We start from the raw sequence: 26,474 nt of genomic DNA on the forward strand, positions 1-26,474 counted from the left end.
TCAGCCTCCGAACAGGTGGTTAAAGCGTTCCACTTCAACCCATTCGCCCGCCTCAACGTGGCCGCGATCGCGCTCCAGCACGATAAAGCAGTTACCCTGGCTGAAGGAGCTAAAGATGTGCGAACCCTGATGCCCGGTGGTGCTCACCTCCAGCTCGCCATCGGCGTTGCGCGCCAGAATGCCGCGCTGGAAATCGAGACGGCCCGGAGATTTTTTGAGGCGCGTTGCCGCCCGCACGCGCACACGTTCCGGCAGCGGGTCGGCATTGTTGCCTGAAAGCTTCGCCAGCAGCGGGATCACCAGCTGGTAGAAGGTCAGCGCGGCAGAGACCGGGTTACCCGGCAGGCCACAGAACCAGCTGTGCGGAAGTTTGCAAAACGCGAACGGTTTGCCCGGTTTAATCGCCAGCTTCCAGAAGGCGATTTCACCCAGCTCTTCAAGCAGGGTTTTGGTGTAATCCGCTTCGCCAACCGATACGCCGCCAGAGCTGATCACCACGTCGGCAGAGGCGTCCGCGTCGATAAACGCCGTGCGCAGTTTCTCCGGATCGTCAGGAATGATGCCGAGGTTAATCACCTCGCAGCCCAGTTGCTCAAGCATCAGGTGCACCGCCAGACGGTTGGTGTCGTAAATCTGCCCCTCGTTCAGCGGCTGACCCGGAAGCTGTAGCTCGTCTCCCGTTGAGAACACCGCCACGCGTACCTTGCGGACAACGTCAATCTCCGCGATGCCAAGCGATGCCAGCACCGGCAGTTCGGCGACCGTCAGTTTTTGCCCGGCGGCAAAGACCGTTGCGCCGAGGGTAATGTCTTCCCCGATGTGGCGGATATTCTGTCCCGCTTTGACGCTGGCGGTAAAACGCACGCCGTCGTCCGTTAGTTCGGTCTCTTCCTGCATCACCACGGCTTCACAGCCCTTTGGCACCGGCGCGCCGGTCATAATGCGCACGCAGGTGCCCGCTGGCCACTCACCGTTGAACGGCTGCCCGGCAAAGGCTTTACCTGCCACCGGCAGCGGCTGACCCGTTTGCAAATCCGCCAGACGTACGGCATAGCCGTCCATCGCCGCGTTATCGAACCCCGGCACGTTCAGCGGCGAGACGATATCGCGCGCGGCAATACGGCCAAAACAGCGCACAAGCGGCAGCGTCTCAACGTCGTGCAGGGGAGTAATACGATCAAGCATCTGCGAGAGTGCCGTCTCAAGCGGCATCAGTCCGGCGGTAAAATCCATGGTGGGCTCCTGCGGAGTAACAACGAAAGCGCTCATTATGGCAGAAAAGTGCGGCTAACTGTATGACCCGATGGGTGTAAGCTTTACATCACAGTTGCGTCTTTCTATATTCAAAAATCATCTGAAGATTCGTCGACGATAATGATATTTATAGAAAAAGCAGCCAGCCAGGCTGATGGGTGATGCGAAATGAGTAAAGCGGTTATCGCAATTCATGGCGGTGCCGGGGCAATCACCCGTGCACAGCTCAGTCCCGAGCAGGAGAAGCGTTATATTGATGCGCTGAACGCCATTGTGGAAACAGGCCAGCGCATGCTGGAAGCGGGCGAAAGCGCGCTGGACGTGGTGACCGAAGCGGTGCGCCTGCTGGAGGAGTGTCCGCTGTTTAATGCCGGTATTGGCTCGGTCTTTACGCGCGATGAAACGCATGAACTGGATGCCTGCGTGATGGACGGTATCACCCTGAAAGCGGGGGCGGTGGCGGGCGTCAGCCGACTGCGCAATCCCGTACTGGCCGCGCGTCTGGTGATGGATCAAAGCCCGCATGTGCTGCTGACCGGGGCGGGGGCGGAGAAATTTGCCGTCGAGCACGGGATGGATACGGTCTCGCCCGATCTTTTTTCCACCGAGGAGCGTTACCGGCAGTTGCTGGAGGCCCGTACAGCGGGGATGACGCAGCTGGACCATGCCGCGCCGCTCGATGAACGCAGAAAAATGGGCACGGTAGGCGCGGTGGCGCTGGATAAAGCCGGTAACCTCGCCGCCGCGACGTCGACAGGCGGTATGACCAACAAGCTTCCCGGACGCGTCGGCGACAGTCCGCTGCCGGGGGCCGGGTGTTACGCTAATAACGCCACGGCGGCGGTGTCATGCACCGGAACCGGCGAAGTGTTTATCCGCGCGCTGGCGGCCTACGACATTACCGCGCTAATGGATTACGGCGGATTAAGCCTGAGTGAGGCCTGCGAGCGGGTGGTAATGGAGAAACTGCCAGCCCTGGGCGGAGAAGGTGGCTTAATCGCGGTGGATCGGGAGGGCAACGTGGCGCTGCCGTTCAACAGTGAAGGGATGTACCGGGCGTGGGGGTATGCCGGCGATGCGCCCAGCACAGGCATTTATCGTGAATAAGGGGGCATTGCGTGCCGCACAGTGAAGAGCTGGACAACTGCGAAGTGCTGGCTGTCCACCAACTGAATATTGCCTTTCAGGAAGAGCGGCAGTTCATCCCTGCAGTACAGAATTTATCGTTTTCGCTCAGGCGCGGCGAGACGCTGGCGATTGTCGGCGAGTCCGGATCCGGTAAATCGGTTACCGCGCTGGCGCTGATGCGTCTGCTTGAGCAGACGGGCGGGCAGGTCACCAGCGAGCGGATGCTGTTGCGCCGTCGCAACCGTCAGGTTATCGATCTCAACGAGCTGAGCGCGTCCCGGATGCAGGGGGTGCGCGGGGCGGATATTGCGATGATTTTTCAGGAGCCGATGACCTCCCTGAACCCGGTCTTCCCGGTGGGCGAGCAGATTGCCGAATCTATCCGCCTGCATCAGGGATTGAGCGGTGATGAGGCGCTCAACGAAGCTAAACGGATGCTGGAGCTGGTACGTATCCCTGAGGCGCACGCGATTTTGTCCCGCTATCCGCATCAGCTTTCCGGTGGCATGCGCCAGCGGGTGATGATTGCGATGGCGTTGTCGTGCCGTCCGGCGGTGCTCATTGCGGACGAACCCACCACGGCGCTGGATGTCACCATTCAGGCCCAGATCCTGCAACTGATTAAGGTGTTGCAGCAGGAGATGGAGATGGGGGTGATATTCATCACCCACGATATGGGGGTGGTGGCGGATATTGCCGATCGGGTGCTGGTTATGCATCAGGGCAATGCCGTGGAAACCGGCTCGGTGGAGCAGGTCTTTCATACGCCGGTGCATCCTTATACTAAAGCGCTGCTGGCGGCGGTCCCGCGTCTGGGCGCCATGAATGGCAGTGATTTTCCGCGCCGTTTTCCGCTGTTCTCTCAGACCGAACAGGGCCAGCAGGAAGACGAAACCGAGCAGAACACGGTGGTTTCCGGCAGGCCGATCCTTGAAGTGCGTGACCTGGTGACCCGTTTCCCGCTGCGCAGCGGGATCCTTAACCGCGTGAAGCGCGAAGTGCATGCGGTTGAATACGTCAGTTTTGATCTCTGGCCGGGCGAAACGCTGGCGCTGGTGGGGGAGTCCGGCTGCGGTAAATCCACCACCGGGCGGGCGCTGCTCAGGCTGGTTGAGTCGCAGGAGGGGAGCATCACCTTCAACGGTGAGCGCATCGATACACTCCCCAATGGTAAATTGCAGGCGGTACGCCGGGATATTCAGTTTATTTTTCAGGATCCTTATGCGTCGCTCGATCCGCGCCATACGGTGGGGTACTCGATTATGGAGCCGCTGCGGGTGCACAACCTGCTCGACGGTGAAGCCGCGCAGCGCCGCGTCGCGTGGCTGCTGGAGCGCGTGGGCCTGAAACCGGAGCATGCCTGGCGTTATCCGCACGAATTTTCTGGCGGTCAGCGACAGCGTATCTGCATAGCCCGGGCATTGGCCCTGAATCCGAAAGTGGTGATTGCGGATGAGTCCGTGTCAGCGCTGGATGTCTCCATCCGCGCGCAAATCATCAATCTCCTGCTCGATTTACAGCGGGATTTGGGCATTGCGTTTCTGTTTATCTCTCACGATATGGCGGTGGTTGAGCGGATCAGCCATCGCGTGGCGGTGATGTACATGGGGCAAATTGTTGAAATTGGCCCCCGTCGGGCGGTATTTGAAAACCCGCACCATCCGTACACCCGCAAGCTGATGGCCGCCGTACCGGTTGCCGATCCTGAACATCGTCACGCCCAGCGCGTGCTGTTGCAGGACGAAATGCCGAGCAATATTCGTAAACGGGGCGAAACTCTGGAGCGCGTGGCGCTGCGTGAAGTCGGTCCCGATCATTTTGTCGCACCCCCGCGTCAGGGCAATGCATTCTCGCGGTTATAACTTACAACAGGCAGGAGAACACAATGGTTCCTTTTGTTGCTCGTCAATGGCTGCTTGCCGCGAGCGTGACGGCTGCGCTGGCCGCCGCCCCCGCGATCGCGGCGAAAGACGTGGTGGTGGCTGTGGGGTCTAACTTCACGACGCTGGATCCGTATGATGCTAACGACACCCTTTCTCAGGCGGTGGCAAAATCCTTCTACCAGGGGCTGTTCGGCCTGGACCGCGAGATGAAGCTGAAAAACGTGCTGGCGGAAGGCTATACCGTGTCGGACGACGGGCTGGTCTATACCGTTAAGCTCCGTACCGGCGTGAAGTTCCAGGACGGCACCGACTTCAACGCCGAGGCGGTTAAGGTCAACCTGGACCGAGCCAGCAATCCGGAAAACGGTCTTAAGCGCTACAACCTGTATAAAAATATCGCCCAAACCGAGGCGGTTGATCCGGCGACGGTGAAGATCACCCTCAAAGAGCCGTTCTCGGCGTTTATCAATATCCTGGCGCATCCCGCGACGGTGATGATTTCCCCTGCGGCGTTGAAGAAATACGGCAAAGAGATTGGCTTCCACCCGGTGGGGACCGGACCGTACGAACTGCTTACCTGGAACCAGACCGATTTTGTGAAGGTGAAGAAATTCGCCGGATACTGGCAGCCGGGGCTGCCGAAGCTGGATACCCTCACCTGGCGGCCGGTCGTGGACAACAATACCCGCGCCGCGATGTTGCAAACCGGCGAAGCGCAGTTTGCCTTCCCGATCCCCTACGAACAGGCAGCGCTGCTGGCGAAAAACAGCAAGCTGGAGCTGGTGGCCAGCCCGTCGATTATGCAGCGCTACATCAGCATGAACGTCACGCAGAAACCGTTTGATAACCCGAAGGTGCGCGAAGCCATCAACTACGCCATTAACCGCCAGGCACTGGTGAAGGTGGCCTTTGCAGGCTACGCCACCCCGGCGACGGGCGTGATGCCGCCAACCATTGAGTACGCGCAGAGCTATCAGCCGTGGCCGTACGATCCGGCGAAAGCGCGGGAACTGCTGAAAGAGGCGGGCTATCCGAACGGCTTTAGCACCACGCTGTGGTCGTCGCATAACCACAGTACCGCGCAGAAGGTGCTGCAATTTACCCAGCAGCAGCTGGCGCAGGTGGGCATTAAAGCCAGGGTCACGGCGATGGATGCCGGACAGCGCGCGGCGGAAGTGGAAGGCAAAGGACAGAAAGAGAGCGGCGTGCGGATGTTCTACACCGGCTGGACGGCTTCAACCGGTGAAGCGGACTGGTCCCTGTCGCCGCTGTTTGCTTCCCAGAACTGGCCGCCAACGCTGTTCAATACCGCGTTCTACAGTAATCCGCAGGTGGATAAGGATCTGGCCGATGCCCTGAAAACCACCAAACCGGAAGAGAAAGCGCGCCTGTACAAAGAGGCGCAGGACATTATCTGGAAAGAGTCGCCGTGGGTGCCGCTGGTGGTGGAAAAACTGGTCTCAGCCCACAATAAAGCGCTGACCGGTTTTTACATCATGCCGGATACGGGCTTTAGCTTTGACGACGCGGATCTAAAATAAAACTCATGCTGAATTATGTGTGTAAACGCCTGCTGGGGCTTATCCCGACGCTGCTGATTGTGGCCGTGCTGGTGTTTTTATTTGTCCACATGCTGCCCGGCGATCCGGCGCGTTTGATTGCCGGACCGGAAGCGGATGCCACGGTTATCGAACTGGTACGTAAACAGCTCGGTCTTGACCAGCCGCTGTATCGGCAATTTCTGCGCTACATTGGCAATGTCCTTCAGGGCGATTTCGGCATCTCGATGGTGTCGCGTCGTCCGGTGTCGGAGGAGATTGCCAGCCGCTTTATGCCTACCTTCTGGTTAACGATTGCCAGTATGAGCTGGGCGGTTGTGTTTGGCCTGGGCGCGGGGATTGTCGCCGCCGTCTGGCGCAACCGCTGGCCGGATAAGCTCGGTATGGCGCTGGCAGTCACCGGTATCTCTTTCCCGGCGTTTGCGCTGGGTATGCTGCTGATGCAGATTTTCTCCGTCGAGCTGGGCTGGTTGCCCACCGTCGGGGCCGACACCTGGAAGCACTACATTCTGCCCTCTATGACGCTTGGCGCAGCCGTTGCGGCAGTGATGGCCCGCTTCACCCGCGCTTCGTTTGTCGACGTGCTGAGCGAAGATTACATTCGCACCGCGCGGGCAAAAGGGGTGAGTGAGAAATGGGTCATTCTGAAGCATGGTTTTCGTAATGCGATGATCCCGGTGGTCACGATGATGGGACTACAGTTCGGCTTCCTGCTGGGCGGCTCTATCGTGGTAGAGAAGGTCTTCAACTGGCCGGGGCTGGGGCGTCTGCTGGTCGACTCGGTCGATATGCGTGACTATCCGGTTATTCAGGCGGAAGTCCTGCTTTTCTCGCTGGAATTTATTCTTATCAATCTCGTGGTGGACGTGCTGTACGCCGCCATTAACCCGGCCATCAGGTATAAGTAAGATGCGATTACTGAACTGGCGTCGCCAGGCCATTTTAAACGCTATGCCGGGGATCAGGCCGGACCATATTCGCACCCCGTGGGTTGAGTTCTGGCGTCGATTCCGTCGTCAGCCCGTCGCTATGGTCGCCGGGTTGTTTGTGTTACTGCTGATCCTGGTGGCGATTATCGCCCCCTGGATAGCCCCGTTTGATGCGGAAAACTACTTCGACTACGACCGGCTGAACGATGGTCCGTCGATGATGCACTGGTTTGGCGTGGACTCGCTCGGGCGCGATATTTTCAGCCGCGTGCTGGTAGGGGCGCAGATCTCGCTGGCGGCCGGGGTCTTTGCGGTGCTGATGGGCGCAGCGATTGGCACCGTGCTTGGGCTGGTGGCCGGGTACTATGAAGGCTGGTGGGACCGCATCATCATGCGTATCTGCGACGTGCTGTTTGCCTTTCCCGGTATTCTGCTGGCGATTGCCGTGGTGGCGGTGATGGGCAGCGGCATGGCGAACGTCATCATCGCCGTGGCGGTATTCACGATTCCCGCTTTCGCGCGCCTGGTACGTGGCAACACGCTGGTGCTGAAGCAGCAGACCTTTATCGAGTCGGCCCGCAGCATGGGAGCCGGCGATGCCACTATCCTGTTCAGCCATATTCTGCCGGGAACGGTCTCGTCTATCGTGGTCTATTTCACCATGCGCATAGGCGTGTCGATTATCTCGGCGGCCAGCCTGTCGTTTCTGGGGTTAGGCGCACAGCCGCCGACGCCGGAGTGGGGCGCGATGCTGAACGAGGCGCGGGCGGATATGGTGATCGCCCCGCACGTGGCGATCTTCCCGAGCCTGGCGATTTTCCTGACCGTGCTGGCGTTTAACCTGCTGGGGGATGGGCTGCGCGACGCGCTGGATCCGAGGATTAAGGGGTAGGTTTTTGCAGGAACTTACCCCTCACCCTAACCCTCTCCCCTGAGGGGAGAGGGGACTGCTCGGTGCGGTCTGTTCCCCCTCGCCCCTTTGGGGAGAGGGCCGGGGTGAGGGGTTAAAGATTAAACCCGGCTGCCCCACAAATCATACTCGTCGGCGTTTTCAACCTTCACGCGAATAATATCGCCCGGCTTGACGTTGGTTTCCCCGTTCAGGTACACCGCGCCGTCGATTTCAGGCGCATCCGCCATGCTGCGACCAATCGCGCCTTCTTCGTCCACTTCGTCGATAATGACCAGAATTTCGCGGCCCACTTTCTCCTGCAAGCGTTCAGCAGAGATCTGCTGTTGCAGCTGCATAAAGCGGTTCCAGCGTTCCTCTTTGACCTCTTCCGGTACCTGGTCCGCCAGCTCGTTGGCCGTTGCGCCTTCAACTGGGCTGTACTTGAAGCAGCCCACGCGATCCAGACGCGCTTCTTTCAGGAAGTCGAGCAGCATCTGGAAATCTTCTTCGGTTTCACCCGGGAAGCCAACGATGAAGGTGGAGCGCAGGGTCAGTTCAGGGCAGATCTCGCGCCACTGCTTGATGCGCGCCAGCTGGCGGTCAACGGATCCAGGACGCTTCATCAGCTTCAGAATGCGCGGGCTGGCGTGCTGTAACGGGATATCCAGATACGGCAGGATTTTGCCTTCCGCCATCAGCGGAATCACGTCGTCAACGTGCGGGTAAGGGTAGACGTAGTGCAGACGCGTCCAGATCCCGAGCTTAGCAAGCTGCTCGCACAGGCCAACCATGCTGGTTTTTACCGGCTCGCCGTTATGGAAGCCGGAGCGGTGTTTGACGTCCACGCCGTAGGCGGAGGTGTCCTGGGAGATGACCAGTAACTCCTTCACGCCCGCGTCGGCCAGGCGTTTGGCTTCTGCCAGCACCTCGCCAATCGGACGGCTCACCAAATCGCCACGCATCGACGGGATGATGCAGAAGGTGCAGCGATGGTTGCAGCCTTCGGAAATTTTCAGGTAAGCATAGTGGCGCGGCGTCAGCTTCACGCCCTGTTCCGGCACCAGGCTCAGGAACGGGTTGTGCTTTGGCTTTGGTACGTAGTGATGAACATGTTCCAGCACCTGCTCGTAGCTGTGCGGGCCGGTGATCTCCAGTACCTTCGGGTGCACTTCGCGGATCTGATCCACCTTCGCGCCCAGGCAGCCGGTGACAATCACTTTGCCATTTTCCGTCAGGGCTTCACCAATGGCTTCCAGTGACTCCTGGACCGCGCTGTCGATGAACCCACAGGTGTTGACGATCACCATGTCGGCGTTGTCGTAGCTTGGCACCACGTCATAGCCTTCAGTGCGAAGTTCAGTCAGGATGCGTTCGGAATCCACCAGGTTCTTCGGGCAGCCCAGGGAGACAAAGCCGATTTTCGGCGGGTGCGTAACATTGCTCATAGGTTAAAAATTCATCAATTATGGAGTTGTCAGGGCGGGATTTTACAGCGTATCGCGGGGGATTTATACACTCTTGATGGCGCAGTTGAGGCGGGCAATCGTTGTAACATTGTAAAGAATGTTAATCAGTTATCGTTTATTGATCTCAGGCATCACATTGTACAAAAAATGACCTTATTATTAATAGGGTAACATGGCTGACAGAGGAGGAAATAGCATGTCCGTTGACAGACTGAAACGCGATCTGCTTAACAAGCTGATCAACGCCCGAATCGACCTGGCTGCATATCTGCAACTCCGCAAGGCGAAAGGGTATATGTCAGTCAGCGAAAGCGAAAATCTGCGTGAAAATTTCTTTGAACTTTGCAATTTCATGCGTGAAAAAGCACCCATCCTGAAAGCGCACTGCGCTGAAAACGAATTAGTGGCGCTGCGCCGCGCCGCCGAGGTGCTTTCCATCGCAGGGGTCTGTTTGATGAACGGACGTCACGACTGCCCGAATTTTATTGCCGTTAACGCGGAGAAGCTTGAAAACTGCCTGACCACGCTCGCGCTTTGCATCATGTGTCTGAACAAGCCGGAAACGCTTGCCCGACACTGAACCCGGGGGAGGCAACTCCCCCTTTTGATTAAGCTTTTGTAAAAGTGTTAACGCACCCGGGAACAGTGGCTAATCTTTAAGCCATATGCCGATAAAGGAGTGCGTTATGCCTCGATCCTCGCTGCTTTTCCTCCCTGCACTGTTATTCCCGCTTTCGCTGCTTGCGGCGCCCGAGACGGTTAAGGTCGACGTGCTACAGACAAAACTGGATCACCCCTGGTCGCTGGCGTTTCTGCCTGATAATAAGGGGCTGCTGATCACGCTAAAAGACGGGCAGCTTAAGCACTGGCAGGCAGGGAAAGGGCTCTCCGACCCGATTATCGGCGTGCCGAAGGTCTGGGCGAGCGGCCAGGGCGGATTGCTGGACGTGGTGCTGGCCCCGGATTTTGAACAATCACGGCGGATCTGGCTCAGCTTCGCCGAGGCGGGTGATGATAGAAAAGCGGGTACCGCGGTGGGCTACGGGCGGTTGAGCGATGACCTCTCGCGCATTGAGGGCTTCCAGGTGGTGTTCCGACAGATGCCGAAGCTCTCTACTGGCAACCACTTTGGCGGACGGCTGGTGTTCGACGGCAAAGGCCATCTCTTTATTGGCTTAGGTGAAAACAACCAGCGCCCGACGGCGCAGGATCTGGATAAGCTTCAGGGTAAGGTGGTGCGCCTGACGGAGGACGGGAAAGTGCCGCCGGATAACCCGTTTGTGAACACCGCCGGTGCACGGCCTGAAATCTGGTCTTACGGCATTCGCAACCCGCAGGGGATGGCGATGAACCCGTGGAGCGACGCGCTGTGGCTTAATGAACACGGCCCTCGCGGCGGGGATGAGATCAACATTCCTGAAAAAGGCAAAAACTACGGCTGGCCGATGGCGACGCACGGGATCAACTACAGCGGCCTGAAAATCCCGGAAGCGAAAGGCGAGCACGTTGAGGGCACTGAAAAACCGCTGTTTGTCTGGAAAGTGTCGCCCGCCGTCAGCGGCATGGCGTTCTACAACAGCGACGTCTTCCCGCAATGGAAAAACAAGCTGTTTATCGGCGCGCTGAAGGAGAAAGACGTCATCGTGCTGAGCGTGAAGGGCAATACCGTGACGGAGGACGGGCGCATTCTTGGGGATAAAGATCAGCGAATTCGCGATGTGCGCGTCGGGCCGGATGGTTATCTGTACGTGCTGACCGACGAGACGGACGGGCAGCTTTGGAAAGTCAGCCCGTCCGGGTCGTAATCAGGTCACCGGGATCATCACCACGTTGCGATACGCCGGGCGCTCGCTGAGCTGCTGGATCCAGCGCTGAAGGTGAGGGCGCGGGGTCCAGCTGAGACCCATGTTAGTGAGGTTCCAGACGAAAGGGGCGACGGCGATATCGCCCACGCCGAACGTGTCGCCGGAGAACCAGGTATGCTTCGCCAGTTCGTCGTCCATCATCGCAAACAGCGACTCGCACGCGTCCTGGGCGGCATGAATGGCGGGATAATCACGATCGGCTTCCGGCGTACAGATAAGCCCCATCAGGATCACGCGGTGCGTTGGGGAAAGCGTCTGGTTTGCCCAGTCCATCCATTTTTCGCCCTGCGCGCGCTGGGCTGGATTTTCTACCCACAGCCGACCCTGGCCGTACTGCGCGGCGAGGTATCGCACGATGGTGTTAGACTCCCACAGCGTGGCGTCTGTCTCGTCATCGCGCAGTAGCGGCACCAGTCCATTTGGGTTCATCGCCAGGTAGTCCGCGTCTTTATTCACGCCAAACTCCAGGCCCGCCATAACCTGCTTGAACGGTAAATCCAGCTCTTCCAGCGTCCAGAGCACTTTTTTCACGTTGGTCGAATTGTTCCTGCCCCACAGCGTAATCATATTTACTCCCGATGAGATGTGAATCCGAGTCAGCTTTTCGCCATGGTGAGATAAACCTAACAATTACGCAACAGATGCTAAAAAAAACACCGCAATCAAAGCGTATCTGAATGTTATTGCATAAACTTTAAAAACTTTACCTGGAACAGGTTTCTTTGAAGGCTGTAGTGCGCTATTACTCATCGCTTCTTGCGACACGGTGATTGTGACGTGATTTTTAGAATGGACACTCGGGTGGCATTTATGACGCAAAAAACTTCCTCTCTGCGCAGCCTGGCGGCAGGCTCGGCGCTGCTTTTCCTTTTTGCCCCAACGCTCCATGCGGCGGAACAGACAGCGCCCGAAGCGCCGCCTGTTGATGCGCGCGCCTGGATCCTGATGGATTACGCCAGCGGGAAAGTGCTGGCGGAAGGTAACGCCGACGAGAAACTCGACCCGGCGAGCCTGACGAAAATTATGACCAGCTATGTGGTCGGCCAGGCGTTGAAAGCGGGCAAGATCAAGCTGAATGACATGGTCACCGTCGGGAAAGATGCCTGGGCGACTGGTAACCCGGCGCTGCGCGGCTCGTCCGTGATGTTCCTGAAGCCTGGCGACCAGGTCTCCGTGTCCGATCTGAATAAAGGGGTTATTATTCAGTCGGGAAATGATGCCTGTATTGCGCTGGCCGATTACGTCGCGGGCAGTCAGGACTCATTTATTGGGCTGATGAATGGCTACGCGAAAAAACTGGGTCTGACCAATACCACTTTTAAAACTGTTCACGGCCTGGATGCGCCGGGTCAGTTCAGTACCGCGCGCGATATGGCGCTGCTGGGCAAAGCGCTGATCCATGACGTGCCGGATGAGTACGCTATCCATAAAGAGAAAGAGTTTACCTTCAACAATATCCGCCAGCCTAACCGTAACCGTCTGCTGTGGAGCAGTAACGTTAACGTGGACGGCATGAAAACCGGTACAACTGCCGGGGCCGGATACAACCTGGTGGCTTCTGCGACGCAGGGCGATATGCGCCTGATCTCAGTGGTGCTGGGAACGAAAACCGACCGTATTCGTTTTAACGAATCCGAAAAACTGCTGACCTGGGGTTTCCGCTTCTTTGAAACCGTCACGCCGATTAAGCCGGACGCTACCTTCGTGAGTCAGCGCGTCTGGTTTGGTGATAAAAGTGAAGTGAACCTGGGAGCGGGTGAAGCGGGTTCCGTCACCATTCCACGCGGTCAGCTGAAAAACCTGAAAGCCAGCTATACCCTGACCGAGCCACAGCTCACCGCACCGCTGAAAAAAGGTCAGGTGGTCGGGACGATAGATTTCCAGCTTAACGGCAAATCTATTGAGCAGCGTCCGCTGGTGGTAATGGAAGCGGTGGAAGAGGGCGGCTTCTTCAGCCGGATGTGGGACTTTGTGTTAATGAAATTCCACGGCTGGTTTGGCAGCTGGTTCAGCTAAGTTTTTGCCGGGTGGCGGCTTCGCCTTACCCGGCCTACAACGGCTCGAACGTAGGCCGGGTAAGGCGAAGCCGCCACCCGGCATAACCTCAATACATCAACTTCACCTGCTGCGCTTTCGCGTATGCCACCAGCTCGTCATCCGGGCGGCAATCACTGACGATGGCGTCAAAGCGCGACAGTTCTCCCATCCTTGCCGGACGGACCTTGCCAAATTTACTGTGATCAACCACCAGCACATGCTGCTGCGCGGCGTTGAGCGCCCACTGTTTCACCGGTAACTCTTCAAGATTAAAACAGGTTGCCCCCTGTTTCACATTCACGCCCGCCGCAGAGTAAAAGGCGATATCAGGGCATACATTGCTCAGCGTGTCCTGAATATTCAGCGGCTTGAAGATGGCGTTGCTGGCATGAAACTCGCCGCCACACAAAATCACCCGGCATGCTGGTTTCTCCTGCAAAGCCAGGAAGGTATTTAGCGAATAACAGACGGCGGTAAAGGGAACGGTGCTGTCGATGGCCTCGATGATCCACGGGGTTGTCGTACCGCAGTCAAAAAACAGCGTTTGATGCGGCTGCACCAGCGAGGCGGCGAGCCGCGCGGCTTTGCGCTTCTCTTCCACCAGGCGTGTTTTTTGATCGCTTAACAGATAATGGCTGGCGCTACGCGGCTCCAGAACAATATACCCGCCAAGCAGCACAACGGGGGCGCTGTCGCTGTTCAGATCGCGACGAATGGTCATTTCAGACACGCCAAGCAGGGAAGCGGCTTCCTTAAGATGCAGCTTATCGCTGCGCTTCAGCGCCTGAAGCAGCTGAGCAATGCGGTCATCGCGACGTGTTTCCATAGATCCTCGGGCTAAAAAAGTGAGCCCCCGCAGGGCGGGGGCTCAAGTGTAACCTGACGGACCGGGGTTAGTCACGTATCCAGCCTTTGCGGATCGGAAGGGCAAACAGAACGCGATAGGCCTGTGATAATGCACGATAAAGCGCCGGGCCAAAGAGGCTCCACAGGATGGCTGCGCTGACGCAGCCCATCAGCCCCACCAGGAAACCGCCGACCATATCCAGCGGCCAGTGCACCCCCAGGTAGACGCGGGACCAGGCGATGGCGACTGCCACGCCCATCAGCACTACGCCGGACCACAGGCGATGCCAGAACAGGAAGGCCAGCGCAAAGGTGAAGATCACCGTGCCGTGATCGCTCGGGAACGAGTCATCCGGCGCATGGTGCAGGAAGTTGTAGCCGACGCGATCGACAAAAGGACGATCGTGCGGGAAGGCGTGACCCAGCACGTAGCTTGCCAGCACGCTCACGCCAATTGCCATCGCCATTTTGATCACCAGATGGCGCTGGGCGGTGACCTGTGTACGAGGTCCCCATAACCAGAGGATCACCGCCAGCGCCGGTACAATGCTAATCAGATCTTTCGCAATGAAGGTGGTGAGATCGATCATCCATTCCGGTGACGACGGCGTGGCGTTGAGCAGGTAAAACAGTTCGTAGTTCAGATTTTCTAACATAATCTCGTTACTCTTTAGCAAACCGGGCGGAAACCAGCCCGTAAACCAGCACCTGGGAAAACCAGACCCACCACCCGGCCCACAGGTTGTGAGAGAAAAAATGCGCGCCGCGCATGACCTGCCCGAAGCCCATCACCAGCCCCATAACAACGCCTGACGCGACAAAGGACCATGCCAGGCGCGGACGTTCACGCCAGAAGGCAAAAAACAGCCCCATCACCATAAACCCGCTGGAGGCGTGGCCGCCGGGAAAGCAGCGTCCCGGTCCGCTGTCTGCCGGAACGGCGCTGAACAGGGGATACGAAACGGACCTGCCGCCATATTCCACCAGATCCCACGGACAGCTGTGGTGGCTTATGCTTTTCAGCACCCCTACTACCAGCGCACCCAGCCCCATCAGAAGCGCGGCCGTTACCAGTCGGGCATTGCGTTTGTAAGCGCCGTAAATCAGCGATGCGGCAGCGATAACAATGGTCACATATTTCGCCAGCCGATGGTTCAGCAGATCCAGCAGCGGGTTTTGCTGTAGCGGAAAATGATGCGTCGCTGCGTCATACCAGAAACCGGTTATCCATCGGTCAAGCGATTCATCGCGCGAAAGCCAGGTAAAAAGCACCGCAAGGGCAATAAGCACGAAAAGTTGATAACCATAAAAGCGGGCAGGCAAACGGTAAAGACGTTTTGTCTTATTTGTCGGTAACTTAGATAATTCTGAAGGGCTGACGGCGTGTGTCATAGTTTCGGTCAATAACGTGAAATAGCACTATCATAGGGAGGGCAACTTAAGGAAACCTTAAACAACAACGATAAGTGCGTTATTTCTGTTTTTTCACGTTAATTTGCTATCTCAGACAGCGGCAATTCATTACACTCATCGCGATTTTTTCATACTAAAGAGATTGCATGATAAACCGTTCTTCTTCCGGTAATCGTCTGGGTCGTCAGGCGTTACTTTTTCCTCTGTGTCTGGTGCTTTACGAATTCTCTACCTACATCGGCAACGACATGATCCAGCCCGGCATGCTGGCTGTGGTTGAGCAGTACAACGCAGGTATTGAGTGGGTACCGACATCCATGACCGCCTATCTGGCGGGCGGCATGTTTTTACAGTGGCTGTTAGGGCCGCTGTCGGATCGTATTGGCCGCCGTCCGGTGATGCTGACGGGCGTAGTGTGGTTTATCGTCACCTGTCTCGCCACGCTGCTGGCGCAGAGTATTGAGCAGTTCACACTGCTGCGTTTCCTTCAGGGCGTGAGCCTGTGCTTTATTGGCGCCGTGGGCTATGCCGCTATTCAGGAGTCGTTTGAGGAGGCGGTGTGTATCAAAATTACCGCGCTGATGGCAAACGTGGCACTGATTGCACCGCTTCTTGGGCCGCTGGTGGGAGCCGCATGGGTTCACGTCGCGCCGTGGGAGGGGATGTTCGTCCTCTTTGCCGCGCTTGCGGCTATCTCTTTCTTTGGCCTGCACCGTGCGATGCCGGAAACCGCCACCCGCCTGGGCGAAAAGCTCTCGCTTAAAGAGCTGGGGCGGGATTATAAGGCAGTGCTGAAAAATGGCCGTTTTGTCGCGGGCGCATTGGCGACGGGCTTTGTCAGCCTGCCACTGCTGGCGTGGATTGCCCAGTCGCCGGTCATTATCATCAGCGGCGAACAGCTTAGCAGCTATGAGTATGGCCTGTTACAGGTGCCGATTTTTGGCGCGCTGATTATCGGTAACCTGGTGCTGGCGCGTCTGACGTCACGCCGTACCGTGCGTTCGCTGATTATTTTGGGCGGCTGGCCCATAGCGGCAGGGCTGATTATCGCGGCGGTGGCGACCGTAGCCTCGTCTCATGCGTACCTGTGGATGACGGCGGGGCTGAGTGTTTACGCGTTTGGTATCGGCGTGGCGAATGCTGGCCTGGTGCGCCTGACGCTGTTCGCCAGTGAAATGAGTAAAGGCACGGTGTCTGCCGCGATGGGGATGCTGCAAATGCTGATTTTCACCGTCGGTATTGAGGTGAGCAAGCATGCTTATGCGTTTGGCGGAAACGGGCTGTTCAGCCTGTTCAATCTCGCAAACGGTGTGCTGTGGGTAGGTCTGATGGTGGTGTTCCTGAAGGACAAACGCGTCGGAAATGCCCTGCAACCGTAATCCTTATTCCCTCTCCCCGTTGGGCGAGCTCGGGACAGTTCCCTCTCCCTGTGGGCTGAGGGATCCCCAGTAATTTGAAAGCAAAAGCGATAACGTTGCCTCAGAATAACTGAGGGCTTTCAGCGATGCCTCGGTCCGGCTGTAAATCGCTGAGGCGTTTCCTGTAGGCCGGGGCGAGGCGCAGGGATGCGCCGAGAGGGCGGGCTTTACAGGGATGTTACCTCCGCCCGTCCCCGATAAGCCGGAAGGAATAAGCCGAAGGCACCGCGAAGCGGCGATTTTCCGCCGGAAGCCCGGGTCGCCAGGGTGGTGGCGACTGAGCCACCCTGGCACGTTCACCGGTCATGTCGTGACAGAGTAGCAAGGAACATAAAGTGAACGGAATGACCACCAGAGCCGTATGTTCCCCCTCACCCCAGCCCTCTCCCTCAAGGGAGAGGGGGCCATCTGTGCAGGCATTATTTTGTGGGGATCCCTCAGCCCTGTGGGAGAGGGTTAGGGTGAGGGCACCAGACCGCACGGAATCAATTAAACGGCGCCTTCCCCTCCAGCACCATATCAATCACGTCCAGCACCCCTTCGTCATTATTATTTGGCGCTTCATAGCGGGCCACAGCCTTTATATGCGGTCTGGCGTTGGCCATCGCGAAGCCAAACCCAGCCTGGCGCAGCATCTCCACGTCGTTACCGCTGTCGCCAAAGGCCACCACTTCACTGTCCTCAATGCCCCAGCGCGCTTGCAGGATCCGCAGGCCGTTAGCTTTGTGAACGCCAGGGATTATCAGGTCGATACTGCCGTGACCCGTGGTCACCGGCACCATGATGTCGCCAAGCTTCTCATGCAGCAGCGCCTGAATGCGCGGTATTTCGTCGTCAGAGACGTTAAGCCCGAACTTGAAGAAAATATCGTTGAGGTTGTCAAAGCTGCTGACGCTTTCAAGGCGGTGATAGTATTTCGCCGCAATCTCTTTGAAGAGGTCGTTATACGTTTTCAGCGTGTAGGCGCTGTTTTTTCCGCAGGCAATTATCTCAATGCCGGGCACGTCGTTTAACAGGGTGGCGACGGTCAGAAAATGCTCTTTCGACAGTTCGCCGTTAAACACGTCTTCGCCCGCATCCACCACCCAGCCGCCGTTTTCGGCGACGAAGGCGATTTCATGGGCGATCTCGGGGAAAAATGAGATCAACTGGTAGTACTGGTTTCCGCTGGCGACCACAAAACGGATGCCTTGCGCTTTCATGCGCGCGTACTGCGCCAGAAAACGCGCGCGATTATAGGTTTTCGCATCGCTCAGGAAGGAGCCATCCATGTCGACTGCAATCAGTTTAACGCTCATATCCCTTCTCCATTGTCGTTTGTTCTGCTTCCGGTTTTGCCACCGCACGCGCCACCAGGGCGGCAATAATCACTAACCCTAACACCACCAGCATGGCGCTGCGCAACCCGTAGTGCTCACCGAGGAATCCAAGCAGCGGCGGCCCCACCAGGAAAGCGAGGTAGCCCGTGGTCGCCACAACGCTCACGCGCGTCGGCGCATCGGGACCGGTATCGCTGGCAGCGGAAATGGTCAGCGGGAAGCCAAGGGAGGCGCCCAGCCCCCACAGGATCACCGACACACCGGCAATCCAGCCCACATCCACAAAGATGATCATCGCGATGCCCAGCCCACCCAGCAGGGCGCTGGCACGGACGACCGCCACGCGGCTGTAACGGTCGATAAACCAGCCGCCGGTAAAGCGTCCGACGGTCATGCCGAGCGTAAATCCAGCGTAGATCAGCGAGCCGGAGGTGGGGCTAAATCCGTGCCCGTCCACCATCAGCAACGGTAGCCAGTCGTTGGCGGAGCCTTCAGCAAATGCCATCGCCAGCACCACCACGCCAATCAGCATTAGCTGGAAATCACGATAGAAGGGCAACCCTTTTGCCGCAGACTTCTGTTCGTCCGAGGCGTGTTGTCCTGTGCCTGCGGGAATAGCCCTGATGCCGGTGAGGATCGGGATAATACAGACCAGCGCCGCCAGCAAAATGTGCACATTGGCCGCAATGCCCAGCGCCGTCAGCGCCATCCCCACGCCCGCGCCCGCCAGCGTGCCGAGACTGTAAAAGCCATGCATCATGGGCAGCACCGTTTTGTTCATCGCCTGTTCGACGGCGGCCCCCTCGACGTTAATGGCCACTTCAGCCGCACCAAAGCTGCCGCCAAATACCATCAGCCCAAGGGCAAACATCAGCGGCGAGGCGAACCACAGCGCCACGCCCAAAGCGAACATTCCCACCACGGCGCAGCACATGGTGGTACGGATCACCGCGCGCGTGCCAAAGCGCTTCACCAGCCAGGCCGAGCAGAGGATGCCGCTCATCGAGCCAATCGACAGGCCAAACAGCACGATCCCCATCTCCGCCGTCGAGACGGATAGCGTATCGCGGATTGCCGGGGTGCGCGTTGCCCAGGAAGCCATCAGCAGCCCGGGTATGAAGAAGAACATAAACAGCGCCCACATGCGCAGATGCAGGGCTTTGCGAGGAGAAGTTAGCGTCATTGGGATCAGCACCAGAAGTACAACAATAGCGACAACACTAGCAACTTTGTGTACATTTGTACATAAACCGGATGAGGATTTTATGAGCATACCACCAAACGACCCTAACCGCCGCGAGAAGATACTCCAGGCGACGCTGGACACCATTGCTGAGCACGGTATTCATGCCGTCACGCACCGCAAAATTGCCACCTGCGCAGGCGTTCCGCTGGGGTCGATGACCTACTATTTCGACGGGATGGAGTCGCTTCTGGAGGAGGCGTTCACGTGGTTTACGCAGCAGATGTCTCAGCAGTACCGGGATTTCTTCGCGGGGGTGACCGGGCGGGAGAGGGCGTGCGAGGCCATTACCACGCTGATCCACAGTTCAGCCGTGACCACGCCACACAATATGGCGCTGATGTATCAGCTGTACGCTTTTATGCACCGCAGCGCCGCGCTGAAAACGGTGATGCAGGACTGGATGAAGATGAGCCAGACTACGCTTGAGCAGTGGTTTGATCCGGCCACCGCCCGTGCGCTGGATGCGTTTATCGAGGGGATGACGCTGCATTTTGTAACCGACCGGTCGCCGTTAACCCGGGAGGAGATCCGGGCGATGGTGGGGCGGATTGCAGGCGAGGATACCGTCTGATAGCGCTCGCCCCGGCTACGCCTGATGTCAGGAGATTTTTTTCCCGCTGGCGTCAACGACGACTTCGCCATCTTCCTTTGTAAATGCCCCTTTTTGCGCGTCCGGAAGGATGTCGAGAACGACTTCAGAAGGGCGGCACAGACGTGTACCCAGCGGCGTCACCACAATCGGACGGTTAATCAGAATGGGGTATAGCAGCATGAAATCAATAAGCTGGTCATCGGTGAAATTTCCCCCGGCAAGGCCCAGTTGCTCGTAAGGCTCGACGTTTTTGCGCAGCAGATCGCACACGGGAATCCCCATGTCTGCAATCAGCCTGGTCAGTTCATCACGCGACGGTGGGTTCTCAAGATAGAGAATAATTTCGGGTTCCGTACCGCTGTTACGGATCATCTCCAGCGTATTGCGCGACGTGCCGCAGGCCGGGTTGTGGTAGATAGTGATGTTGCTCATATCCGTTACTCATTACAGTGTGAAGGAGAGACGTAGCGCCAGCGCGGCGAGCGTCACAAACAGAACTGGCAGCGTCATTATGATGCCCGTCCTGAAATAGTAGCCCCAGGTAATGGTCATGTTTTTCTGTGCCAGCACATGAAGCCATAGCAGGGTAGCCAGGCTACCGATGGGGGTGATTTTCGGCCCCAGATCGCAGCCAATCACGTTAGCGTAAATCATCGCCTCCTTAATCAAGCCTGTTGCCGCACTACCCTCAATGGAGAGCGCGCCGATCAATACCGTTGGCATATTGTTCATTATGGATGACAGAAAGGCGGTGATAAATCCGGTTCCCAGCGTAGTGGCCCAGAGTCCGTGTCCGGCTAAGCGATCAAGAACGCCTGAAAGAGACTCCGTCAGCCCGGCATTACGCAGGCCATACACCACCAGATACATCCCCAGCGAAAAGATAACGATCTGCCAGGGTGCGCCGCGCAGCACTTTCCCGGTGTTAATGGCGTGCCCGCGTTTCGCAACGGCAAATAAAATCAGCGCGCCAGTTGTTGCGATAGCGCTGACCGGGATACCCAGAGGTTCAAGCACAAAGAACCCGACGAGCAGTAGCAGCAGCACGATCCAGCCTGTTCTGAATGTCGGCAGGTCATGAATGGCCCGTGCGGGCTCGCGGAGTTTTGCCAGGTCATATTCCGGCGGTATTTCCTTGCGGAAGAACAGATGCAGCATCACCAGCGTCGCGGCAATTGCGGCGATATCAACCGGGATCATCACCGAGGCGTATTCGCTAAAGCCCAGCTTAAAGAAGTCCGCTGAGACGATGTTGACCAGGTTGGAGACAATCAGCGGCAGGCTGGCGGTATCGGCGATAAATCCCGCCGCCATCACGAACGCCAGCGTGGCCTGCTTGCTGAACCCCAGCGCCAGCAGCATGGCGATAACGATAGGCGTCAGGATCAATGCCGCACCGTCATTGGCGAACAGCGCCGCCACGGCCGCACCCAGCAGCACGATCCAGGTAAACAGCAACCGCCCGCGACCGTTTCCCCAGCGAGCAACGTGCAGCGCCGCCCACTCGAAAAAACCGGACTCATCCAGCAGCAAACTGATAACGATTACCGCGATAAACGTGGCCGTCGCATTCCAGACGATGTTCCAGACCACCGGAATGTCGTTAACGTGGATCACACCGCTCGCCAGCGCCAGCGCGGCGCCAATGATGGCACTCCAGCCGATACTGAGCCCTTTGGGCTGCCAGATAACCAGTACCAGCGTAAACAGAAAAATAGCCCCTGCCAGAAACATCTTTTACTCCGTTATATCTGTTTTTGTGAATGTGTTGTGGTCAGCATGAGCCCGGGAGGCGGTTTTTCAGCTTCATACGTGTCTCTTCTCGCAGGCAGTTCCAGCTGGTGTCGATAACGGTTGCCGCCCATGCAGGCATGTTGGGAGAGAGACGGTAGTAGATCCACTTACCCTCGCGACGGTCGATGGCCAGCCCGGCCTCGCGCAGTAAGGCCATGTGGCGGGAGACTTTCGGCTGCGGCTCGTTGGTAGCGGAGCAGAGATCGCAGACGCACAACTCGCCCGCTTCACGCAGAAGCATGAGGATGGAGAGGCGCGTTTCGTCGGAGAGGGTTTTGAAGAGCTGAACGGGGTGAAGCATCTGGCGATCCTGCGTGGTTTTTGTCATATACATTAAATCATATATGTTTGTGGCGAGTGAGGGAAGGGCAATAAGGGCAAATAAATGTCCTCAGTGAAGTACCATTACGTTGAGCCGTCGTCTTTGAGCCACAGACAGGGCGGGATTAGAAGATTAATGATTCCTGGTTTTGTTGAATATCTTCAATGTTATGAGACAGACGATCGTTGCAGATGTTAACAGAATCAAAATATCAATATTTGTATATGTTTCGTACATTGTCTCCGCATTAATATCACCATAGATGAAGCCGCAAATAGCAGTTGCAACGTCGTGGTTAATATAAGCTGTTGAAGGACCCAGCATACGTCCTGCCAGGAAGCTAATTAACACAAACCAGACGGCCTTAAGTAGTCTTGAGCCCCATTTACGGGCAAGGGTAGTGATATCCACCATCAATAACCTCAATACAGCCGCGAGCGATATGTGAACGCATACATGGGACCTAAATAAATTCCGGTTTCAGAAGAGCGATTCCGAAATTGGAGTGGTGAGCGAGCTTTATGTAGACTTCTGCCGCTATCCCCGGATGAAGCCTTCATTCCTTTTCCTGTCATCAGGTGGATTAATTCGTTCCAGCTTATGCCAGCTGCCTGTATCGAAGTTCAAACCCGATCATATCTACGCTCAATCGTTGTTCTTTTAAGATATTGACCAGGCAAAATTTAACCGCGCAAGAAGATCAGCTATACCGCCATGGAAAATAAGGTAGTGTTATAAGTAATTGATAGGGAAGGGTATTAATTTCAGGCAACAAAAAACCCATCAACCTTGAACCAAAAATGGCGGGGTTGATGGGCTCCACAAATTGGGGACATCAAAGAAAAGCAGTGGCACTAGTTATGACTGCACCCTGCGTAAAAAGTTCTGCGCGTAACGAAAATTTTTTCAGCCACACGCAATCTTGAGATTTATCCGAGTCCTGGCCAGATAATGATGATCAGCGTACCTGCCAGCGTCAGCAGCACGTTTGCGATGGCGTAGGTGCCTGCATAGCCCAGCGCCGGGATGTTGCTGCGCGCGGTGTCGCTGATGATCTCCATTGCCGGTGCGCAGGTGCGCGCGCCCATCATCGCGCCGAAGAGCAGGGCGCGGTTCATGCGGAGCACGTAGGCGCCGAACAGGAAGCAGATGACTACCGGTACCAGGCTGACGATAAGTCCGGAAACCAACATTTGCCAGCCGACCGCACCCAGGCCATTGCCAATGCCGCTCCCGGCGCTTAAGCCGACACCCGCCATAAAGACCATCAGACCGAACTCTTTCACCATGTTCAGCGCTCCCTGAGGGATGTAGCCGAAGGTGGGATGGTTCGCTCGCAGGAAGCCCAGCATGATCCCGGCGAACAGCAGACCGGCAGCGTTACCGATGCCGAAGCTAAAGTTACTGAACTGGAAGGTGATCATTCCGATCATCAGGCCAACAATGAAGAAGGCGCAGAAGGCTAACAGGTCCGTCACCTGACTGTGAATCGAGATAAAGCCGATACGGTCGGCAACGGTTTTAACACGTCGGGCATCGCCGCTGACCTGCAACACATCGCCTTTATTAAGCACCACGTTATCGTCGATAGGCATTTCAATCTGGCTGCGGATCACGCGGTTGAGGAAACAGCCGTGGTCGGTCAGCTTCAGCTGCGCCAGACGGCGGCCCACGGCGTTGTGGTTCTTCACCACAATCTCTTCGGTGACGATACGCATGTCCAGCAGGTCGCGGTCGAACACTTCTTTCCCGTTGCGGAAGCTCGGATCGAGACGCGCGTGGGCGTCCGGGTAGCCAACAAGGGCGATGTCATCGCCCATCTGGAGCACCGCGTCACCGTCCGGGTTTGCCAGAATGCCGTTACGACGGATACGTTCGATGTAGCAGCCGGTCTGACGGTAGATCCCCAGCTCGCGCAGGTTTTTCCCGTCGGTCCAGGCAACCAGCTCTGGCCCGACGCGGTAGGCGCGGATCACCGGCAGGTATACTTTACGTTTGGAGTCCGTATCCAGACCACGCTCTCGGGCAATGGTCTGGGCGCTGGTCTGGAGATCCTGGTGCTGAAGTTTTGGCAGATAGCGCGCGCCCACAATCAGGCTCACCAGACCAATCAGATAGGTCAGGGCATAGCCCAGGCTCAGGTTATCCAGCGCGGCGGAAAGCTGCGTGCCTGCCATGCCAGAATGACGAAGCGTATCCCCCGCGCCAACAAGCACCGGCGTGGAGGTCATCGAGCCTGCCAGCATACCGGCCGTTAAGCCGATGTCCCAGCCAAACAGTTTGCCCAGCCCTAACGCAATCAGCAGGGCGCTGCCGACCATCACCAGCGCCAGCATCAGATAATTTTTGCCGTCTCGGAAGAAAATGGAAAAAAAGTTCGGACCGGCTTCCACGCCAACGCAGAAAATAAACAGCATGAAACCTAAGTTAAGCGCGTCCGTGTTAATACTGAAATGTTGCTGACCTAATAACAGGGAGACGACTAAAACGCCAATGGAATTACCAAGTTGAACTGAACCCAGGCGCAATTTACCCAGACAAAGGCCCAGTGCCAGTACCACAAATAATAACAGGATGTAATTCCCATTTAACAAGTCTGCGACGTTTATATTCACGGAGGCTAACTTCTTGTTTACCAGTAAGTTGTTGAATGAAAGGACTATTTGGGCTACTGTTTTCAGAGTCAGGGAATCACTTTGCACCTCCCTGCTTCCTGATAAATACCCTAAACACTAGCAGGCGGTTAGTTTAATCGTAATAGCTACCGACAGCCACCTATTATCGCACGACTTGTGTGCGTGCTTTGGCAAGGATTGCCGCAATGCTTTATCTGACTGGGCGTCCACCGGACGATTTTTGTATTTGATAGAGATAAGTCAGGAGGATAGTTTGAACTTTAAACGAAACTGGGTTGGCGTAATCAGCTGCTTTTTGCTGTTTACGGTCGTTTGCATGTCGCTTGCTTTTAATGTGAAGGGCGCCTTCAGAGCGTCCGGTCATCCCGAGCTGGGCCTGTTGTTCTTCATCCTGCCGGGGGTAGTGGCCAGTTTTCTCTCGCGCAAAGGCGAGGTGGTAATGCCGCTGCTGGGGGCCATCCTTGCGGCGCCCCTCTGCCTGCTTCTGATGCGCGTGCTGTTTCTCTCGTCGAGAAGCGTCTGGCAGGAAGTGGCGTGGCTACTAAGTGGCGTTTTCTGGTGTGCGCTGGGGGCGCTCTGTTTCTTATTTATGCGCAGCCTGCTGCAACAGCGGAAGCATCATAAATAAAAACGCCCTCAGGGTGAGGGCGTCTTAGCATTACTGAGCGGCAAACAGGCCCAGGTGCTCTTTGGCGTACGCTTCGAAATCGGTGCAGCCTCCGATGTGTTTCTGATCGAGGAAGATTTGCGGCACGGTTTCAACCGGTTTACCCACGGTTTTTTCCAGATCGGCTTTGCTGATGCCTTCCGCGTGGATATCCACGTAACGGAAGTTGAAATCATCACGTTCTTCAGTCAGTTTCTCAGCCAGCTCTTTCGCGCGCACACAGTAAGGGCATCCTGGACGACCAAAAATTACTGCAAACATTTCTCTCTCCTCAAAAAACAAGCCTGACGGCGAATAATCCCTATAGTGCACGATAACCTGCCGTCATGGAAAGAAGGTTTCACCTGTCACTTTGATACAGTCAGGCTATGTTTCGCCAATTACATCAGGTGGATCATTGCCTATACTGGCTGCCATACGTTTTACGCAATACAAAGAGAGACAAAATGACGCCAACCATTGACCTGCTTCGTTCCCACCGTTCCATTCGCCATTTCACCGATGAGCCGATCACCCAGGCGCAGCGGGACGCGATCATCGACAGCGCAAGAGGCACCTCCAGCTCCAGCTTTTTGCAGTGCAGCTCCATTATCCGCATCACCGATCCGGCGATGCGTGAGCAGCTGGTAACGCTGACGGGCGGACAAAAGCACGTTGCCCAGGCGGCTGAGTTCTGGGTGTTCTGCGCCGATTTTAACCGTCACCTGCAAATCTGTCCTGAGGCGGAGCTGGGGCTGGCGGAACAGCTGCTGCTGGGCGTGGTGGATACGGCATTGATGGCGCAAAACGCGTTCACGGCGGCGGAATCGCTGGGGCTTGGCGGCGTCTATATCGGCGGGCTGCGTAATAACATCGAAAGCGTGACGCAACTGCTGAAGCTGCCGAAACACGTGCTGCCGCTGTTTGGTCTGTGCCTCGGCTGGCCGGCGGATAACCCGGATCTGAAGCCGCGTATTCCTGCTGCGATGCTGGTGCATGAAAACCACTACCAGCCGGTCGATCAGGACGTTCTGCATCAATACGATGAAGAGCTGGCGAACTACTATCTGACGCGCGACAGCAACAACCGCCGCGACACCTGGAGCGACCATATTCGTCGCACCATCATTAAAGAAAACCGCCCGTTCATTCTTGATTACCTGCACAAACAGGGCTGGGCAACGCGATAGTCCCTTCCTCCTGCGCCTCGTGTATGATAGGCAGGCTTT

The 26,474-nt window shown here is 56.9% G+C and carries 25 protein-coding genes; 12 read left to right on the forward strand and 13 right to left on the reverse strand.

What is annotated here, in order from left to right:
* Positions 1-1,233, reverse strand: coding sequence for a molybdopterin molybdotransferase MoeA (moeA, locus tag C3451_RS11150; RefSeq protein ID WP_045621931.1), 1,233 nt, complete (start codon positions 1,231-1,233; stop codon positions 1-3).
* 189 nt (positions 1,234-1,422) lie between these two features.
* On the opposite strand from moeA, the gene iaaA reads away from it, so the two are divergent.
* From iaaA to gsiD, 5 genes are read left to right on the forward strand one after another with little or no spacing between them, the layout of a single operon-like run.
* Entirely contained in the window at positions 1,423-2,361 is a 939-nt protein-coding gene (gene iaaA / locus C3451_RS11155) for a beta-aspartyl-peptidase (RefSeq protein ID WP_045308527.1), read from the forward strand.
* An 11-nt stretch (positions 2,362-2,372) separates the two neighbouring features.
* A complete protein-coding gene (gene gsiA, locus C3451_RS11160; RefSeq protein WP_045621930.1) occupies positions 2,373-4,244 on the forward strand; it encodes a glutathione ABC transporter ATP-binding protein GsiA in 1,872 nt (623 codons plus the stop codon).
* A 23-nt stretch (positions 4,245-4,267) separates the two neighbouring features.
* A complete protein-coding gene (gene gsiB, locus C3451_RS11165) occupies positions 4,268-5,806 on the forward strand; it encodes a glutathione ABC transporter substrate-binding protein GsiB (RefSeq protein ID WP_045621928.1) in 1,539 nt (512 codons plus the stop codon).
* Between the two features lie 5 nt (positions 5,807-5,811).
* A complete protein-coding gene (gsiC, locus tag C3451_RS11170; protein WP_006809475.1) occupies positions 5,812-6,732 on the forward strand; it encodes a glutathione ABC transporter permease GsiC in 921 nt (306 codons plus the stop codon).
* A 1-nt stretch (position 6,733) separates the two neighbouring features.
* Positions 6,734-7,645: a glutathione ABC transporter permease GsiD gene (gene gsiD, locus C3451_RS11175; protein WP_032624585.1), complete on the forward strand. Its 912-nt coding sequence runs from the start codon at positions 6,734-6,736 to the stop codon at positions 7,643-7,645.
* Between the two features lie 119 nt (positions 7,646-7,764).
* On the opposite strand, the gene rimO is transcribed toward gsiD, so the two are convergent.
* Complete coding sequence (rimO, locus tag C3451_RS11180; RefSeq protein WP_023299671.1) at positions 7,765-9,090, reverse strand: 30S ribosomal protein S12 methylthiotransferase RimO; 1,326 nt, start codon at positions 9,088-9,090, stop codon at positions 7,765-7,767.
* Positions 9,091-9,307: 217 nt separating this feature from the next.
* Between rimO and bssR the strand changes: the two genes are divergently transcribed.
* Positions 9,308-9,691: a biofilm formation regulator BssR gene (gene bssR / locus C3451_RS11185; RefSeq protein WP_038415734.1), complete on the forward strand. Its 384-nt coding sequence runs from the start codon at positions 9,308-9,310 to the stop codon at positions 9,689-9,691.
* A 106-nt stretch (positions 9,692-9,797) separates the two neighbouring features.
* On the forward strand, positions 9,798-10,916 hold the full coding sequence (locus C3451_RS11190) for a PQQ-dependent sugar dehydrogenase (RefSeq protein ID WP_045621926.1): 1,119 nt from the start codon (positions 9,798-9,800) through the stop codon (positions 10,914-10,916).
* Here the strand turns inward: C3451_RS11190 and C3451_RS11195 are convergent, their stop codons facing one another.
* Positions 10,917-11,543 (reverse strand): glutathione S-transferase family protein, encoded by a 627-nt coding sequence (locus C3451_RS11195; RefSeq protein WP_124304309.1) that lies wholly within the window; start codon positions 11,541-11,543, stop codon positions 10,917-10,919. It lies immediately after the preceding gene.
* Between the two features lie 243 nt (positions 11,544-11,786).
* Between C3451_RS11195 and dacC the strand changes: the two genes are divergently transcribed.
* The gene (dacC, locus tag C3451_RS11200) at positions 11,787-12,992 is read left to right on the forward strand and encodes a serine-type D-Ala-D-Ala carboxypeptidase (RefSeq protein ID WP_023299674.1); all 1,206 of its coding nucleotides are present in this window, start codon (positions 11,787-11,789) and stop codon (positions 12,990-12,992) included.
* 88 nt (positions 12,993-13,080) lie between these two features.
* Here dacC and deoR read toward each other — a convergent pair whose 3' ends face one another.
* The 3 genes from deoR to C3451_RS11215 form a co-directional block, all read right to left on the reverse strand.
* Positions 13,081-13,839: a DNA-binding transcriptional repressor DeoR gene (gene deoR, locus C3451_RS11205; protein WP_022647554.1), complete on the reverse strand. Its 759-nt coding sequence runs from the start codon at positions 13,837-13,839 to the stop codon at positions 13,081-13,083.
* Between the two features lie 67 nt (positions 13,840-13,906).
* On the reverse strand, positions 13,907-14,515 hold the full coding sequence (gene ybjG, locus C3451_RS11210) for an undecaprenyl-diphosphate phosphatase (RefSeq protein ID WP_045621924.1): 609 nt from the start codon (positions 14,513-14,515) through the stop codon (positions 13,907-13,909).
* A gap of 7 nt (positions 14,516-14,522) precedes the next feature.
* Positions 14,523-15,251, reverse strand: coding sequence for a phosphatase PAP2 family protein (locus C3451_RS11215; protein WP_032624581.1), 729 nt, complete (start codon positions 15,249-15,251; stop codon positions 14,523-14,525).
* Positions 15,252-15,418: 167 nt separating this feature from the next.
* Here C3451_RS11215 and C3451_RS11220 point away from each other — a divergent pair, with 167 nt between their 5' ends.
* Positions 15,419-16,651 carry an MFS transporter gene (locus C3451_RS11220; RefSeq protein WP_045621923.1) on the forward strand — a complete coding sequence of 411 codons (1,233 nt, stop codon included), beginning with the start codon at positions 15,419-15,421 and terminating at the stop codon, positions 16,649-16,651.
* A gap of 524 nt (positions 16,652-17,175) precedes the next feature.
* On the opposite strand, the gene C3451_RS11225 is transcribed toward C3451_RS11220, so the two are convergent.
* Both C3451_RS11225 and C3451_RS11230 read right to left on the reverse strand, forming a co-directional pair.
* Positions 17,176-17,988, reverse strand: a complete 813-nt coding sequence (locus tag C3451_RS11225) for a Cof-type HAD-IIB family hydrolase (RefSeq protein WP_022647558.1) — start codon at positions 17,986-17,988, stop codon at positions 17,176-17,178.
* Positions 17,978-19,192, reverse strand: coding sequence for an MFS transporter (locus C3451_RS11230; protein ID WP_124304310.1), 1,215 nt, complete (start codon positions 19,190-19,192; stop codon positions 17,978-17,980). The genes C3451_RS11225 and C3451_RS11230 overlap by 11 nt, the downstream gene beginning before the upstream one ends.
* A gap of 82 nt (positions 19,193-19,274) precedes the next feature.
* Between C3451_RS11230 and C3451_RS11235 the strand changes: the two genes are divergently transcribed.
* Positions 19,275-19,826, forward strand: coding sequence for a TetR family transcriptional regulator (locus tag C3451_RS11235; protein ID WP_124304311.1), 552 nt, complete (start codon positions 19,275-19,277; stop codon positions 19,824-19,826).
* A 27-nt stretch (positions 19,827-19,853) separates the two neighbouring features.
* On the opposite strand, the gene arsC is transcribed toward C3451_RS11235, so the two are convergent.
* The 4 genes from arsC to C3451_RS11260 form a co-directional block, all read right to left on the reverse strand.
* The gene (gene arsC / locus C3451_RS11240) at positions 19,854-20,279 is read right to left on the reverse strand and encodes a glutaredoxin-dependent arsenate reductase (protein WP_023299678.1); all 426 of its coding nucleotides are present in this window, start codon (positions 20,277-20,279) and stop codon (positions 19,854-19,856) included.
* A gap of 12 nt (positions 20,280-20,291) precedes the next feature.
* Positions 20,292-21,581: an arsenic transporter gene (locus C3451_RS11245; RefSeq protein WP_045623343.1), complete on the reverse strand. Its 1,290-nt coding sequence runs from the start codon at positions 21,579-21,581 to the stop codon at positions 20,292-20,294.
* Positions 21,582-21,621: 40 nt separating this feature from the next.
* Positions 21,622-21,942 carry a metalloregulator ArsR/SmtB family transcription factor gene (locus tag C3451_RS11250; RefSeq protein ID WP_032624576.1) on the reverse strand — a complete coding sequence of 107 codons (321 nt, stop codon included), beginning with the start codon at positions 21,940-21,942 and terminating at the stop codon, positions 21,622-21,624.
* Between the two features lie 950 nt (positions 21,943-22,892).
* Positions 22,893-24,578 (reverse strand): aspartate:alanine antiporter, encoded by a 1,686-nt coding sequence (locus tag C3451_RS11260; RefSeq protein ID WP_001024855.1) that lies wholly within the window; start codon positions 24,576-24,578, stop codon positions 22,893-22,895.
* A gap of 274 nt (positions 24,579-24,852) precedes the next feature.
* Here C3451_RS11260 and C3451_RS11265 point away from each other — a divergent pair, with 274 nt between their 5' ends.
* On the forward strand, positions 24,853-25,227 hold the full coding sequence (locus C3451_RS11265; RefSeq protein WP_023299682.1) for an inner membrane protein YbjM: 375 nt from the start codon (positions 24,853-24,855) through the stop codon (positions 25,225-25,227).
* Between the two features lie 30 nt (positions 25,228-25,257).
* Here C3451_RS11265 and C3451_RS11270 read toward each other — a convergent pair whose 3' ends face one another.
* Positions 25,258-25,527 carry a GrxA family glutaredoxin gene (locus tag C3451_RS11270; RefSeq protein WP_014169305.1) on the reverse strand — a complete coding sequence of 90 codons (270 nt, stop codon included), beginning with the start codon at positions 25,525-25,527 and terminating at the stop codon, positions 25,258-25,260.
* Positions 25,528-25,712: 185 nt separating this feature from the next.
* On the opposite strand from C3451_RS11270, the gene nfsA reads away from it, so the two are divergent.
* Complete coding sequence (nfsA, locus tag C3451_RS11275; protein ID WP_023299683.1) at positions 25,713-26,435, forward strand: nitroreductase NfsA; 723 nt, start codon at positions 25,713-25,715, stop codon at positions 26,433-26,435.
* Positions 26,436-26,474: the final 39 nt, after the last annotated feature.

It is taken from the genome of Enterobacter sp. 301B (assembly GCF_003850715.1).
GTDB classification, from domain to species: Bacteria; Pseudomonadota; Gammaproteobacteria; order Enterobacterales; family Enterobacteriaceae; genus Enterobacter; species Enterobacter intestinihominis.